Source organism: Dehalococcoidia bacterium (assembly GCA_028711995.1).
Lineage (GTDB): Bacteria > Chloroflexota > Dehalococcoidia > SZUA-161 > SpSt-899 > JAQTRE01.
In genome coordinates this window covers 15733-31350 of the sequence record JAQTRE010000024.1, presented here as the reverse complement: position 1 = coordinate 31350, position 15618 = coordinate 15733, and the positions used below count along the sequence as shown (strand labels likewise).

General features: G+C 54.2%; 12 protein-coding genes. 4 read left to right on the top strand and 8 right to left on the bottom strand.

All coding sequences use genetic code 11. The annotated features are described in order from the left end of the window. On the bottom strand, positions 1-251 hold a 251-nt coding region (locus PHV74_05595; GenBank protein MDD5093838.1), incomplete at its 3' end, for an IS6 family transposase. A gap of 192 nt (positions 252-443) precedes the next feature. Between PHV74_05595 and PHV74_05590 the strand changes: the two genes are divergently transcribed. Then, positions 444-3140 carry a calcium-transporting P-type ATPase, PMR1-type gene (locus PHV74_05590; protein ID MDD5093837.1) on the top strand — a complete coding sequence of 899 codons (2697 nt, stop codon included), beginning with the start codon at positions 444-446 and terminating at the stop codon, positions 3138-3140. A 154-nt stretch (positions 3141-3294) separates the two neighbouring features. On the opposite strand, the gene PHV74_05585 is transcribed toward PHV74_05590, so the two are convergent. Together PHV74_05585 and PHV74_05580 are read right to left on the bottom strand one after the other, a co-directional pair. After that, complete coding sequence (locus PHV74_05585; GenBank protein MDD5093836.1) at positions 3295-4512, bottom strand: radical SAM protein; 1218 nt, start codon at positions 4510-4512, stop codon at positions 3295-3297. A gap of 34 nt (positions 4513-4546) precedes the next feature. Further along, positions 4547-5485 carry a prenyltransferase gene (locus PHV74_05580; protein MDD5093835.1) on the bottom strand — a complete coding sequence of 313 codons (939 nt, stop codon included), beginning with the start codon at positions 5483-5485 and terminating at the stop codon, positions 4547-4549. Positions 5486-5691: 206 nt separating this feature from the next. Between PHV74_05580 and argJ the strand changes: the two genes are divergently transcribed. Both argJ and argB read left to right on the top strand, forming a co-directional pair. Further along, positions 5692-6915: a bifunctional glutamate N-acetyltransferase/amino-acid acetyltransferase ArgJ gene (gene argJ / locus PHV74_05575; GenBank protein ID MDD5093834.1), complete on the top strand. Its 1224-nt coding sequence runs from the start codon at positions 5692-5694 to the stop codon at positions 6913-6915. 17 nt (positions 6916-6932) lie between these two features. Then, a complete protein-coding gene (gene argB / locus PHV74_05570; GenBank protein MDD5093833.1) occupies positions 6933-7766 on the top strand; it encodes an acetylglutamate kinase in 834 nt (277 codons plus the stop codon). A 146-nt stretch (positions 7767-7912) separates the two neighbouring features. Here argB and phoU read toward each other — a convergent pair whose 3' ends face one another. The 5 genes from phoU to PHV74_05545 all read right to left on the bottom strand — a co-directional run bounded on the left by phoU (position 7913) and on the right by PHV74_05545 (position 14173). Further along, on the bottom strand, positions 7913-8581 hold the full coding sequence (gene phoU / locus PHV74_05565) for a phosphate signaling complex protein PhoU (GenBank protein MDD5093832.1): 669 nt from the start codon (positions 8579-8581) through the stop codon (positions 7913-7915). 85 nt (positions 8582-8666) lie between these two features. Continuing rightward, positions 8667-9653: an inorganic phosphate transporter gene (locus tag PHV74_05560; protein ID MDD5093831.1), complete on the bottom strand. Its 987-nt coding sequence runs from the start codon at positions 9651-9653 to the stop codon at positions 8667-8669. Positions 9654-9700: 47 nt separating this feature from the next. Then, complete coding sequence (locus PHV74_05555; protein MDD5093830.1) at positions 9701-10339, bottom strand: DUF47 domain-containing protein; 639 nt, start codon at positions 10337-10339, stop codon at positions 9701-9703. 322 nt (positions 10340-10661) lie between these two features. Continuing rightward, positions 10662-13688 (bottom strand): efflux RND transporter permease subunit, encoded by a 3027-nt coding sequence (locus PHV74_05550; protein ID MDD5093829.1) that lies wholly within the window; start codon positions 13686-13688, stop codon positions 10662-10664. A 23-nt stretch (positions 13689-13711) separates the two neighbouring features. Then, positions 13712-14173: a MarR family transcriptional regulator gene (locus PHV74_05545; GenBank protein ID MDD5093828.1), complete on the bottom strand. Its 462-nt coding sequence runs from the start codon at positions 14171-14173 to the stop codon at positions 13712-13714. 351 nt (positions 14174-14524) lie between these two features. Here PHV74_05545 and PHV74_05540 point away from each other — a divergent pair, with 351 nt between their 5' ends. After that, positions 14525-15616: a nitronate monooxygenase family protein gene (locus PHV74_05540; GenBank protein MDD5093827.1), complete on the top strand. Its 1092-nt coding sequence runs from the start codon at positions 14525-14527 to the stop codon at positions 15614-15616. Positions 15617-15618: the final 2 nt, after the last annotated feature.

Here is a 15618-nt window from a genome sequence, read left to right as displayed (position 1 = left end):
GCGTCTGATGGGTAAATACCATAGTCTTGCTTCAACTGCCTTCTGATGGCGTTCTGAGACATGCCTTCATAATGCATGCTCAAAGCTGAAGCTACGATCTTGGTGGGAGTCTTCATGCCGGATAGTGCGCCATCGTTCTTGAATTTACGCTCACATATCTTGCACCAGTATCTTGGCACTCCCTTGTAATGCCCATACTTGGTTACCGCCGATGATCCACAATGCTGGCAGGTTACTTTATCTTCGTTCATATCTCACCTCAAGCCTATTAAAGCAGAAGTAAACGTACGAATGGGGGGGCTGGAGCAACTCCAACCAAATGCAAGCAGTAAGGATTGACAAGCGTTGTTGACACATGTTTAATATGCGAAGGTAAAGATATCTGATCGGGCAACCACCGGCAAGTATGTCACCCCCTTTGCAGATTCAGAGAAGGAAACAGTGTGAATCCTGAAGAGAAGACTTGGCATCTCCAGGAGGTTCGATCGGTCATTCAGTCACTGGAGTCCGGCGAGCAGGGATTGAGCTCATCGGAAGCCAAGCGCCGCCTGGATCAGTTCGGACCGAATGAGCTGGTAGCCAAGAAAAAGGAATCTCCGCTAAAGCTGCTCCTGGAACAGTTCACCAATTTCATCGTTGTCATCCTGATTATTGCCGCTCTCGTCTCCGGGATGATCGGCGAGTGGGTGGAATCGATCGCCATCATTGCCATCGTCATTCTGGCGGCTGTGCTGGGCTTTGTCCAGGAATACCGGGCGGGCCAGGCTCTCGATGCCCTGAAGAAAATGGCTGCCCCCACAGCCTCGGCCATCCGCGATGGGACAGAACAGGAAGTGCCCGCCAACGAACTGGTCCCCGGCGATATCGTGGTGCTGCGAACCGGAGACAGAGTCCCGGCCGATATGCGAATCCTGGAATCGATGAATCTGCAAGTCAACGAATCCTCCCTCACCGGAGAGTCGGTTTCAGTGGAAAAGATTACTGCCCCGGTTTCTGATAAAGCGTGCTCCCTGGGCGACAGAAAGAACATGGCATTCATGGGCACGCTGATCACCTACGGGAGAGGGAAAGGCATTGTGGCGGGAACGGGGATGTCCACCGAGTTCGGAAAGATCGCCACCATGATCGAAGAGGCCGAGGAGCGCAAAACACCCTTGCAGATCAGCCTGGATAAAACCGGCAAGTGGCTGGGGATATTCTCCCTGATCGGTTGTGGCCTCATCGCTGCCTTCGGGATTCTGAAAGGGTACCCGACAATAGAGATGCTCATCTGGGGCGCGGCTCTGGCCGTTGCTGTAATCCCGGAAGCTTTGCCTGCCGTGGTGACCATCAGCCTGGCCCTGGGAGTGCGCCGCATGGTGCAACGCCATGCCCTCATCCGAAACCTGCCCGCAGTGGAAACCCTGGGATGCACCTCCGTCATTTGCTCCGATAAGACCGGCACGCTGACTCGCGATGAGATGACCGCCCGCCAGCTCTGGGCCAGCGGCAGACTCATCGATATCGGAGGCGTTGGCTATACCCCGGAAGGCGTTTTCTCTCTGGAAGGCAAACCCTTGGATATCGGAAAAGACAGCTCTTTGCAAACCCTTCTTCAAATCGGAACGCTGTGCAATGATACCCATCTCATCCATGAGGATGGGGCCTGGAAAATTCAGGGAGACTCCACTGAAGGTGCGCTGGTGGTAGCCGCAGCCAAGGTCGGGATGCAGCAGGATCGGATGGAAGCGGAATACCCCCGGGTGAATGAGGTGCCCTTCTCTTCGGAAAGAAAACGGATGACCACCATCCATGCCATGCCAAAGGGTCATGTGGCGTACAGCAAAGGGGCTCCGGAAATGACCCTGAACGCCTGCGACCGCATCTACCGGAAAGGCCAGGAAAAAAACTTGACCGGCCCGGAGAGAGAGGAGATTCTGGATGTGGCCCGCAGCATGGCGGAAAATGCGCTCAGAGTGCTGGGCCTCGCTTACAAATCCGTATCGGATGCCCATTCTCCCGAACAAGCCGAACAGGGAATGGTTTTTGCCGGTCTGGTGGGCATGATGGACCCGCCGCGGGAGGAAGTCAAGGCAGCCATAGCCATCTGCGAAGAGGCCTCCATCAAGACGGTGATGATCACCGGCGATCATAAGATCACTGCGATGGCCGTTGCCCGGGAACTCGGCCTGCTCAAAGAAGGCGGACTGGCGCTGAGCGGGGCGGAACTGGACGAACTCGATGATGCCAGATTTAGTGAGATCGTCGAACAGGTCAACGTCTACGCGCGGGTCTCACCGGCCCACAAAATGCGAGTAGTGGATGCCCTGACTCAAAAAGGCTATGTGGTAGCCATGACCGGCGATGGGATCAACGATGCCCCTGCCCTGAAGAAGGCCGATATCGGCGTGGCAATGGGCATCACCGGAACCGACGTCAGCAAGGAAGCGGCAGACATGGTGCTGACCGATGATAACTTCACCTCCATTGTGGCGGCGGTGGAAGAAGGCCGAAGCATCTTTGCCAATATCAAGAAATACCTAATCTACCTTTTGAGCGGAAACACAGGTGCAGTGCTGGCGATGGTTGCGGCCCTCTTTGTGGGGCTGCCGCTGCCGCTGGGAGCGGTGCAGATTCTCTTCATCAACCTCCTCATGGACGGCGCTCCGGCGATCGCCCTCGGCGTGGAACCTGCGGAACCCGGCATCATGAAGCAACCGCCTCGCAATCCCAAGGCCAGCGTGTTTGACCGGCGTTCCCTGATCTACATCGGCGGGATCGGACTCTGGATTGGCGCCGTCTCGCTGCTGGTCTTCAATTGGTACTGGTATCACTATGTGGACCTGCCCCAGGCCATGACCATGTTCTTTGCCACCCTGATCACGTGCCGCCTGGCCAATGCGTTCAACTGCCGTTCGGCAACCGAATCGCTGCTGCGAATCGGGCCGTTCACCAACAAGTGGGTGACGCTCGCCTGCGGCGCCTCGTTCCTGATGATGCTGGCAGCTATTTATATGCCCGGCCTGAATACCGCCATGGAGACCGTTCCTCTGGCAATCGGCGACTGGGTAGTGATTGCGGGGACTGCGTCCACAGTGCTGATCATCGTGGAGGCCCAGAAGTTCATGATCAGAAGGCGAAGCCGCCGAGCAGCCGTGTGAGGCATCAGGATTCGGGGGTAGAGTGCGCTGAACTCGGTTATCAATTATCAGTCGTCAGGTTTCGAGAGGTTGAAGGGACACTTCCCTTCCGGGGGTTTGGGGGTGTCCCCCAGATTTCCCCTGCTCCCCCCATGATTGGGGGCAAGGGGGTTGATCAGGATTTCATCACAGGTTCCTCAATCTCATCTCGGTGAAGGAAACAGGAGGGATCTTCAGCCAGATAATCTCCGTGGTAGGCCATGGCCCGTCCCCGGCATCCGCCGCATATCTTGCGATACTGGCACTTTCCACAAGCTCCCTTGAGGGTGTGTTCCCGATTCCGCAAAGCGGTGAATACCTCTGACTGGCGCCAGATGCTGGCGAAAGGCGTCTCCTTCACATTGCCCGCGCTGATGCCCACAAAAGGACAGGGCCACACATCCCCGTTGGCCTTGATATAGACGAATCCCCGTCCCGCGGAGCACCCGTGAAAAACCCTCTCGGCAAATTTGAGGTGAATGCCATTGGTTTTCCCTTGCCGCTGCATCAGATAGGGCCAGTATTGAGGACCGGCCACCGGTTCGATGATAGTGGAGACATGCCGTTGCTTGCGAGCCAATGACTTGAGCAGCTTTTCGTTCTGGGTGATATCCAGAGTAGCTTCCTCGATCCCGGCGCCACGGCCCACCGGCACCAGCTGATACATGAGCATAATGCCTGCCCCTTCTTTATCCGCCAGATCGATGAGTTCATCCAGAGTGTCAAAGTTGTAATCCATGGCCGTAGAGTTCACCTGCACCAGGATGCCGGCCCGCTTCAGGGATCTTATCCCGCGCATGGCCAGATCGAATGCATTGTCATTCCGGCGGATGTAATTGTGAGTTTGGCTACAGGAGGAATCGAGGCTGACGGCCGCCCCCACCACACCCGCGTCTCTCAGCTTAAAAGCCATCTTCTCATCGATCAGGGTGCCATTGGTGGCCAGGACATTTGTGAAGCCATACCTCTTTGAATGATGCAGTAGTTCGAAGATGTCGGGACGCACCAGGGGCTCGCCGCCAGTGTAAACCAGCATTCGGAATCCCCTGACCCGGGCGAGATCTTCGATGAATTTCTTGGCTTGACTGGTGGTCAGTTCATCCTTGTGGGGTTCGCTGCTGGTAGCATGACAGTGAATGCAGCGCAGATTGCAGGCGGATGTCACCTCCCAGGCAGGGTGATTGGGAAAGCCGATGCACCCCATGCCGATGGAACCTGCCGATACGGGAAGAGAGCCAAACCCGTGCGTAAAAAACCACTGGGGGAAATGGTTCCACTTCACCAGATAGGAAAAATAGAGGGCGCTGGTCAGTTGCCTGGAAACCAGCGATGGCGGCCATAAGATGGACCTCACCGGCCATTTGAAAGGTTCGAGCATTTGCATCGGTTCAGTTTCCCAACCAGATAGCCAGCATATAGGCCAGCGCGGTTCCCAGATTGGTCATGATCGTCAGTCCGCAGATCACCTCAAGACGTTTCGCGTCCAGATATTCTTTATTGATCACCATGGCCACGGCCTTCAGTCCCAGCAGGAAGATGGGGAGATAGAAGAGAAGGCTGATAGACGGCACTCCGCGATTGACCGACCAAACGAAAGCCAGCCATGAGATGATTGCCATCGTAACGTATATTCGGGCTGCGGCACGCTTCCCTACTCTGACGGTCAGATTTCTCTTTCCCGCCTTCAGGTCAGCCGGATAGTCCGGGAATTCATTGATCAGAATGACGTTGAAAATACTGCAGGCGATCGGTATTGAAATCCAGTTCCCTATCCCGGCCATAGTGCCCGTCTGCAGATAGAAGGCAGTAGCCACCGGAAGCCATCCGTATGAGAGTCCGATAAACAGTTCCCCGAATCCCCGCTTGACCCAGCGCAGCGGAGGCGCGGAATAGAAGAACCCGGAGATCATGCCGATCAATCCCAGCGGGATGGTCCACGCGCCGGTATGATAGTAGAACTGAAGAAGAAGGCCAATCCCCCCCGCCAGACCGATCGCTGTGTAGGAGCCAATTTTGGCGTAGCTGCGCGGCATCAGCCTCTTGACGATTACCTGGGAGCCGCCGGAAAAGGGGTTCTTTCCCTGCTGCGCCGCCAGGGAATCCTCTTCCAGATCATGATACTCGCCGCCGTAGTAGGTAGCGAGCATGATCAGAATTACCGCGAGGGTGGCAAAACCGAAAATCGGCAGGCTGAAGGTTCCATAGATATCCCAGGCCAGAACTGTCCCCAGAATAAAGGGGGACACGCCCACCGAATGAAACGGCAGCCGCGAAAGGTGTAGCCATAATTTCAGGGTTTCCCCCGGCGATCGTCTGATTCCGGGCATATGTTGTTCAATCATCCTTGACTCGTACCCCTGATATGTGCAGAGAATAGGGGCTCTCTGCTCTGGAGGAAACAAGACTATACTTCCCATCCCCATTTCCATTCTACACTAAATGTCCATCAATTGCCTTGCCAGCCGCTGAGACTTCCACCGACGTATATTGAATCAAATCCAGCCGCTTGCCCCGCCAGACTGGGAGTGATATAGTGATAGCCGTTGTGAATCACAAACCTATTGATGACGGCAGCATTACTTCTCCCAGGGGGTTCTCCGCAGGCGCTACATTTGCCAATATCAAGGCCTGGAAGGAGAAACCCTTCGATATGGCGATCCTTTATTCGGATGTTCCTTGCGCCATAGCAGGCGTGTTCACCACCAATATGATCAAAGCGGCCCCGGTGATCCTCGACCAAAAACATCTCAAAAACAAAGGGGCTCAAGCGCTGGTGGTCAATAGCGGCTGTGCCAATGCCTGCACCGCGGAGAAAGGCCTTGCCGATGCCGAGCAGATGGCTTCCCTTGCCGCAGCCAGATTGGGGCTCACTCCAGATCAGGTGATGGTTGCCAGCACCGGGGTGATCGGCACCTATCTGCCGATGGACAGAATCCAGCAGGGCATCCAGGAAATCAAACTCTCTCCGCGCAGCGGCCACGATCTCGCTCAGGCCATCATGACCACCGATACTGTTCCCAAGGAGATTGCGGTCTCTTTTCAAATCGATAACCAGCCGGTAACCATTGGCGGAGTGTGCAAAGGGGCAGGGATGATCCATCCCGATATGGCCACGATGCTTGGCTTTCTGACTACCGATGCCGCCGTTGACCCCGACTTCCTGCAGACGGCGCTTAAAAGGGCTGCGGATGTTTCTTTCAACATGGTTACCATTGATGGCGATACCAGCACCAATGATACCCTGCTGATCTTTGCCAACGGACTGGCTGGCAATGAGCCTTTACGGGATGATTCTCCGGGGGCGAGCGCGTTTCAATCGGCATTGGACGCGGTCTGTGTTCATCTTGCCAAATGCATTGCCCGCGATGGCGAAGGGGCCACAAAGTTAATCGAGGTTATCGTCGAAGGAGCTGTCTCTTCCGGTGAAGCCCGGGTCGCTGCCCGCACCATTGTAGCCTCATCGCTAGTCAAGACGGCAGTTTACGGGTGTGATCCGAACTGGGGCCGGGTGATTGCCGCGGCGGGACGTAGTGGGGCACAGGTAATAGAATCAAAACTAGACCTCTTTCTTGATTTGCTCCCCTTGATGAAGGCGGGACGCCCTTTGCCATTTGACAAAAAAGAGGCAGCGGCACTGATGAAACGAAATGAAGTCCATTTTCGCCTCTGTCTGAACCTGGGAGATGGCCAGGCAACTGCCTGGGGATGCGACCTGACGGAGGAGTACATCGCAGTCAATGGGGATTATACTACGTAGGGGACAGGGAGGTTCAGGTGTTTGATCCGGACTCTGTCCGCACTTTTTCGCAACGAGCAAAAGTGCGGACAGAAGCAAGAAAACCGCTCGTGGTAAAAATCGGCGGCAGCACGCTGGGCAGCCATGATACCACGCTGGAGGATCTGGTAGCACTTCAGAGGAGAGGAATACTCTCGGTGGTGATTCATGGCGGGGCCAAAAAGGTAACCGCGTGGCTGGAACGACAGGGCGTAACTTCCACATTCGTCAACGGCCTCAGAGTGACCGACGGAGATTCGCTCGAAATGGTGGCAGCGGTTCTGGGCGGGCTGGTCAATACCGAACTGGTGGCCGATATCAACTCGCTCGGCGGGAGAGCTATCGGAATGACCGGAGTGGACGGCAATCTCATTATCAGCAAAATCGAAAATCCCGATTTGGGGTACGTGGGCAGAATTATCAGAGTCAATCCCCAAGTTGTGGAGACTGTGCTGCGCGGCGGATTCATCCCGGTGATTGCTCCACCCTGCGCCAAAGCGCCCGGCAAGACGCGCCAGGTCTCTTATCTTAATGTCAACGGAGATGAGATGGCCGGTGAGATTGCTGCCGCCATCGGTGCGGACAGGCTTGTTTTTCTCACCGATGTGGAGGGGATCCGTGATAGCGAGGGGCAACTGATCTCCAAGCTCACGGGGGCCCAGGTCAAGTCTCTCATGGCCTGTGGGGTTATCTCTGGTGGGATGATTCCCAAAGCAGACGCAGCCCTCAAGGCACTGAAGACAACTCCTCTGGTGCAGATCATCGACGGGCGATTGCCCCATGCGCTCTTGGGCGCTCTCGAGGGGAAAGCCAGCGGGACAACCATCTACTAGGAAACCTCTGAGCAGGATTCTCTCTGCCATGAGCATGGCTTCCCCAGAGAGCCATGCAATAGGGGAGGTCTTCGGAAGGCACTCAAGAAGCGAGCTTCATGCCACAAAGAGAGAGCTGATCGGCAATCGAAACAGGGAAGACACTATTACTGCGAATCCCCGATTTCCTCCATTTTTCCGGTCACCGTGAATATCACGCGTTCGCAGATATTGGTAGCCCGGTCGGCAGCCCGCTCGAGGTTATGAGAAACCCATATCAGGCGAGTAGCGCGATTGATTGTTTTGGGATCGACCATCATGAAGGTCAGCAGCTCACGAAATATCTGGTCATTCAGCGCATCCACCACGCTATCCATGCTGACGAGTTGCTTGGCCATTTCCACATCACGGGATACGAAAGCCTGAAGGCTTTTCTCTATCATCTCTATGGTGATCTGCGCCATACGGGGGATATCAATCAGAGGCTTTAGCGGCGGCTCCTCACCAATCATAATGGTGACCCGGGCGATCCCTTCCGCGTAGTCCCCAATTCGCTCCAGCTCCGTTATGATATTGAGAACCGCCACCACGACTCGCAGGTCTTCTGTCTCCAGTTTCTGCAGACCCATCAGTCCGATGCACTTATCTTCTATGCTGAACCGCTGCTTGTTAATCCGGTCATCATCGGCAATTATTTTGTGTGCCAGAGTCAGGTCCCGCTTCTGCAATGCCTGAATCGAGCGGTCCATTGCCTTACTCACCAAGTTTCCCATAGACAGAACATCATCCTGGATCGTCCTCAGACTGCTTTGAATATCGGAATTTGTTTCCATCATTCTGATCCCCCTTTCAAATATTCACCGGGTAGCAACCCATCTTACTACAAAATCCCCATTGGCACACAATAAATCAGCTCCAAAATCAGAATATACAGTCAAAGACCAATGCGAAGACTGCGCCCAGTGCTGCGCAGATGGGAAAGGTAAAGATCCAGGCGCTGACAATGCTTCTGCCCAGCCCCCAGCGCACCGCAGAGAATCGACGGCTGGCGCCTACGCCCATGATCGATGTGTTAATCGTATGAGTGGTACTCAAGGGAATTCCCCAGTGTGAGGCTACCTGGATGGCTGAGGCAGCAGCAGTTTGGGCAGCGAATCCTTGCACCGGCTCAAGCTTCGTCAAACCAAAACCCATCGTTTTGATAACGCTCTGACCACCAATGAAAGTGCCCAATCCCATGACCGATCCACAGAGGAGGATTACCCAGAAGGGAACCTCGAAGCTCTGCAGGTTCCCCCCTAGCACCAGAGCAAGCGTGAAAACCCCCATGAACTTCTGTCCGTCGTTGCCTCCATGGCTGAACGCCATAAAAGCAGCAGAAACAATCTGAAGCGGTCTAAATAGCCCTCTAACTCTGGAAGGTCGACTCCGACGTAAAATCCAGTACAGCAATATCATGAGAATAAAAGCAGCAGAAAACCCGATAATGGTGGAGAATCCTAACCCTTCAATTACTTTCCCCCATCCTTTCCAGAGCAATACATCAATGCCTGCCGTAGCTACAGCGGCACCAGCCAATCCGGAAAGCAGGCCGTGAGAAATGCTGATCGGTAGTCCGATGAGGGTGGCAATCGCACCCCAGGTAGCTATACTGAGAACACCGGCAGCTACGACAGAGAGTCCTATGGCGTCGGGTTGGACAATATCCTTGCCGATAGTGGACGCAACCGCAGTACCGGTCAGTATTACACCCAAAACGTTCAGAACAGAAGCCATTGCCAAGGCTTTGACAGGGGATAGGGCCCTTGTTGAGATCACGGTAGCGATGACATTGGGGGCATCATTCCAGCCGTTAACAAACTCGGCCGCGAGAACCAAAAACAGTACTATGAGCAGGGATACATCCATTAAAGTTTCACTTGCAGGATAGAGTTATGGGGCGAGTTTTGTTGGGCCTATGCATATTTCAGGGCCATGCCTTCCAGCACGTTGGCCACATCCTCACAGCTGTCAACGGCACACTCAATACGATCATAAATCTCTCGCCACTTGATGAGATATGCGGCTTCCAGCGAGTTGGCAAAAAGTTCTGCCATCGCCGCACGATAAAGGCCGTCTCCCACGTTCTCCAGGCGATTGATCTCCACGCATCGCCGGAGAAGCTGATCCCGGTTAATGTGGCCGCTGATTTCAGCTATAGCCTTTTCCACTTCGGTTACTGCTTGCACCAAAGTAGTAACCATTGCCTTGGATTTCTCTGTGGGTTGCGCAACATTATAGAGCAACATCGCGTCACTTGCTGCGTTGATATAGTCAGTCACATCATCCAGGGAATTGGCCAACAGCGCAATGTCCTCTCGGTCAAACGGGGTAATAAACGAGGCGTGTAACTGGGCCATGATCTGGTGAGTGATAGCATCTCCCTGACGCTCCAACTCGCCGATCATCTGCACCCTTTCCTTAACGTCCTCCCAGACATATACCAGGTCTTTCAACTGCTGAGCCGTTTTGACCGCATTCTGGGCACCTTGCTCGAAAAAGGCAGCAAATCTCTTTTCTCGCGGCACAAGAGAGAATTTGAACAACTTAAACAACTTGAGGCCTCCATTGCCCACAGAGTGAGGAAGGGCAAACTGGTATAGCAGAACCTGAACATCCAAAACAAGGAGAGAAGTATCGCCACTCCAAACGTCCGCAGTCTTCAATAAAGCCGTTAGGATGGCAAACTCGCCCCGGAGGATTGAGCGCGGAAGACAAACTCATCAATTTCCCGTTTCTTCACTGCCATAGTAGCATGCAAAGACAGAGAAGGTCAACGTTTCTTGCCAAGAATAGACTCGGGCTCGAAGCTGCTCACACCAAAAACAAGGGGCGCGATAAATCGCGCCCCTCCAAGCTTCTGTTTGATATCAGCTGCTAAACAGATCTTGCCGATTTTGGCCCGCGCCGGAAGCGGTCGGTCAGGCTGTAGACCACCGGAATCACAATGAGCGTCAGCAGGGTGGAACTGAACATCCCGCCGATGACTACCACACCGAGATCAGCAGCGATCATGGTTCCCGAACTCACACCCAGAGCCAGCGGCATCATAGCGAAGATGGTGGTCATCGCCGTCATTAGAATCGGACGCAGCCTCGTCCGGCCGCCCTCTATGAGCGCGTCATGGGTATTCATTCCGCTCATCCGCAACTGTTCCACCAGAGAGATGAGCACTATGGCATTGGTGAGAACGATGCCCACCAGCATGAGGATGCCCATCAGAGATGAGACGCTTATGGTATGGCCGGTGATGAACAGGGCCAGCATAGCGCCGATCGATGCCAGCGGCAGGCTGACCATAATGATCAACGGGTTGAGGATCGAGCGCATGATCAGCGCCACCACCATGAAGGAGATCACAATAGCAGCCAATATGGCGATAACCATTCGCGTGAAGGTTTCCTCCATGTCCTCTGCGGCGCCGTGCATCTCCACCTTCACGCCCGGTGTGTCCGCCAGTTTGTTGATCTGCTTTTTGACCTTGGCATTGACTGCCCCCACATCCTTATCCGTGATCTCGCCCGTGATCTTGGCAGCCAGGACCTGGTCGATATGAATCACATGGGTTGGCCTTTCGGGTAGAGTGACGGAGGCAACATCACCCAGACTTGCCGATTGCGGCCACCCAATAGGAAGCGCCTTGATTTGCTCCAGATCACCACTCAATCGATCCGATACGCCCCTGACGGAGATCTGATACGTTTCGCCATTGATCGTCGCCGACTTATCCGGCAAAACGCCGCCCATCATCAACAGGTCAAATTCCTCTTGCAGTCGCTCGGTGGCCATTCCCAGAGCCTGTGCTCTGGCGGGGTCCAGCTCGATATCGAGTTTGGGCACAACCTGGGCCACATTGGCCTCCACGTTCTCCAGCCCCTTGATTCCCTCAATCCGGGAAGTCAGCTCTTTGGCGGTGGCAGCAATGTCTTCATAGTTTTCGCCCTGGATGGAGATATCCAGTCCGGACCCCATGCCGCTATCCGATTCAGAGGTAGTAATCGCTATTTTGGCATCGCCGGTTATCTTCTGGCAGGCATCGCGGAGGTTATCGGCTTCTCGGGTCAAGTTGGCGCCAGATTTGAGGTAGATACTGATTTCGGCAGTGTTGTTGCCTCCTCCGGATGCAGTGCTCATAGCACCCCACAACGAAGTTGAGGTGCCGACGGTTGTAGCAAACTTCTTGATTTGCGGATTATCTGCAAGCAGCGCTTCAACCTCGGCGGCTTTCTGGCTGGTGACCTTGATATCAGTTCCCGCCGGCATCTGGATGTTTGCCGTCAGCGCCTTATCGCCCATGCCGGACATAAAAGAGGTGCCGATCATCGATACCAGGCCCCCGCTGCTCAAGAAGAGCACGATGACAATGATCAGAACGCGTGCTCGATGTGCCAGAGCCCATCCCAGAACCCTGACATATCCCCGCTGATACCAGGTTACCTCACGCTTGGTCTGAGTCCGATCTCCCACCAGCAGATTGGACAAAGCGGGCACTAGCATGAGCGCCACCAAAAGCGAAGCGATCATGGCAAAAGTGACCGTGAGGGCAAACGGGATGAACAATTCCCCGACAATTCCACCCACAAACATCAGCGGCAGGAAAATAGCCACGGTGGCCAGCGTGGCTGAGGTAATGGGAGTTGCCACCTCTTTGGCCCCACCTATGGCCGCATCCCTGAACACCTCTCCTCGCTGAAGTCGCCGATAAATTATTTCCACGATGACGATACTGTCGTCAATGAGTCTGCCGACGGCGATAGACATGGCGCTCAGAGTCATGATGTTGATGGTTATGCCAAAAGCGTACATGGCCAGAAAACCAATAAAGACGCTGGAAGGAATCGATATCGCCGTGACCAGCGAGGCCCGTACCGCCATCAGGAAGAGAAAAACCACCGCAATCGCCAGGACCCCGCCGATGATGGCCTTCTCCTCCAGTTGGCTGATGCTTTTCTCAATGTAGTCCGATTGATCAAAGAGAACGGTTAATTCCACTCCGCTATCGAGGTTGTTGATCTCCTCTGCTCTGGCGACCACGGCATTAGCCACATCCACCGTGTTGGCAGAGTCCTTCTTCAGGACCTGGATGACGACGCTGGGCTTGCTGGTCTCACTGGAACTGCTGGCGCTCCGTGTGAGCACGGTCATCGGCCCCGGGCCCAGGCCAACCGCGGCTACGTCCTTCAGAGTCGCCCCATCGGTTCCCATCGCAGCATTCTCGATTTGGCCCAGCGAATCATAGGCGAGGCCAAGATGATCAACGATTTGAGACAGGGAGATGCCGAATTGGCTCAATTTGGCGGGATCAGGGACAATGATCACCTGCTCTTTCTCGCCACCCTCAGTTTCGGCACTAATGATACCTTTGACTGCCTTCATCTGAGGCACGATCCGCGAATCGGCGATCTCTTTGAGCTTATCGGGAGGAAAGTCGCCGCTGAGACTGAAGACCACCAGCGGCATGATGCTCATATCGATGGGGATCACCCGCGGGTTTTCATTTACCCCCGAATTCTCCCGGGCATAATTGAGCACCTCCGGCGGGAAGTCCAGCTGGCTGATGCTCTGGCGTATCGCCTGGGTCACTTTGTCCATGTTGGTGCCGAATGCAAATTCAGCCTCAATCACCGAGACGTTGTTGGCCGAGGTTGAGGTAACGCTCTTCAGGCCATGCCCATCCCAACGCTCCGATATCACCTTTTCTATCGGCGTGCTGACGTTGCTGGCCACTACATCAGGCGAGGCTTCCGGATACACAGTGATGATGGTCAAATAAGGAAACTGGATGTCCGGTATCATCTCCGTCTTCATGCTGAAGAGAGCCCAAACGGAGGTGATCAGGAGCAACACCGCCACCAAAAAGACAAGTATCCGATTCTGCACCGCGAATTTGGTTAAATGCCACATGCAATACTCCTTTTGGCTCAGACCTACTGTAAATCTGAGAACGTCTTGGCAATAAACTCATAGGATTGGGCCAGCTTCTCCAGTTCCTCGTCGCCAAGGGCCGAAAGTCTGGCCGCTATGCGATTTTTGATAATTTCATCCAGCTTTTCCATTGTCTTCTGGCCTTTTGATGTCAGCCGAATGTTGACCTTTCTTCTGTCCACGGTATCGGGTTGACTCTGAACCAGGTCCAGGCTTACCAGTTTATTGATGGAATGCGTCATTTGAGCTTTGGAGATGGCGATAGTTTCGCCGATTTCAGAGCTGTGGAGAGACCCTTCTGTCTGAAGCAGTCTCATGATCATGAGGTGATGAAGAGCTATGTCCCCGCCGACCTGTTCGAGGGCAACCTTTAAGATGTTTTGGTTCAGTTTCCTGTGGATGATGGGGGGAGTCCGCACCATCGCTTCGATGACCCTGTCCAGATGCCTGTTTTCCGTATCCACCTTCCCTGCGCTTGAAGCCTATCGTATTGGTAAATAGTTTATCGAATAAACTATATAATGTCAAGCATCACTTAGCCCCACCCCAATGGATAAACCCCGGATGAAAGCTCCTCTCAAAAAGTGGCCAATTTCATCCTGATGCGTTAAAATACAAGATGTCCGATAAGAATGCGTTTGAAATGAAATGGCAGTACAGCCAGCAATAGAGCATCTGCACTGGTCTCATCGGACTCACCGCCGTGGCTCTACTCTAGGATGGGCACTCTGCGTTTTTTCAGGCAGTACGATCCAAACTGAGATGTTTCAGTGGCGGCATAGAATCTGTCAGGGAGGACCAAACTCATAAAGCAAGTGTCTACACAAAACCATAAAACACCCTCACTGATCGTCGGCGATCTGGAAATCAACCCCCCTATTATTCAGGGAGGGATGGGAGTCCGCGTATCAAAAGCCAATCTCGCCGCTGCAGTGGCCAATGAAGGCTGTGTGGGTGTTGTTTCCGCAGTTGGGCTGGGCCCTTTCGAAGACCACCCGGGATCGGAGTTCGTCCGATTAAACGAGTTGGTCTTGAGAGAGGAACTGCGGAAAACAAAAAGCCTGACCGACGGGATCATCGGCGTAAACGTGATGGTGGTGCTTTCCAATTTCGATAACCTCACCGCAACCGCTGCCGAAGAGGGAGTCGATATGATCATCTCCGGCGCAGGGCTTCCACTCGACCTCCCCAAGTTCGTCGAAGGGAAGCCAACCAAGCTGGTTCCTATTGTATCCTCAGCCAGAGCGCTCAGCATCATTTACCGGAAATGGAAACAGCACTATGGCAGAGCCCCCGATGCGGTGGTCGTTGAAGGAGCCAAGGCAGGCGGACACCTCGGGTTCGGGTATGAAGAACTTCTGAACGGAACGGCTCCCACGCTTGATGAAATTCTCGTCGACGTGATAAGGGTGGCCAACGCATTTGATCCGCCGGTTCCAGTAGTCGCTGCTGGGGGTATTTTCGACGGAAAGGATATCGCGCGGGTGCTTAAAATGGGCGCCTCCGGGGTTCAAATAGCAACCCGTTTCGTTTGCACCGATGAATGCGATGTTCACGAGAGCTTTAAACAGGCCTATTTGAAGGCCCGGAAAGAAGACCTGACGATTATCAAGAGCCCGGTAGGAATGCCGGGAAGAGTCATCAACAATGAATTTGTGGAAAGAATCAAAAGGGGCGAAACGGTTCCCTTCAAATGCACTTATAAGTGTCTCAAGAGCTGCAATCCCAAGACGGCTCCGTATTGCATTGCCAAGGTCTTGGTGAGGGCTGCAGAGGGGAATCTCGATGAAGCTTTCGCTTTCGCCGGGGCCAATGCGTATCGATGTACCGAGATTGTTCCGGTTAAGGAGCTGATTGGACAACTGGCTGAAGAAACCGCCTACTACCTGAGCAAGAATGCGGAGTGAAA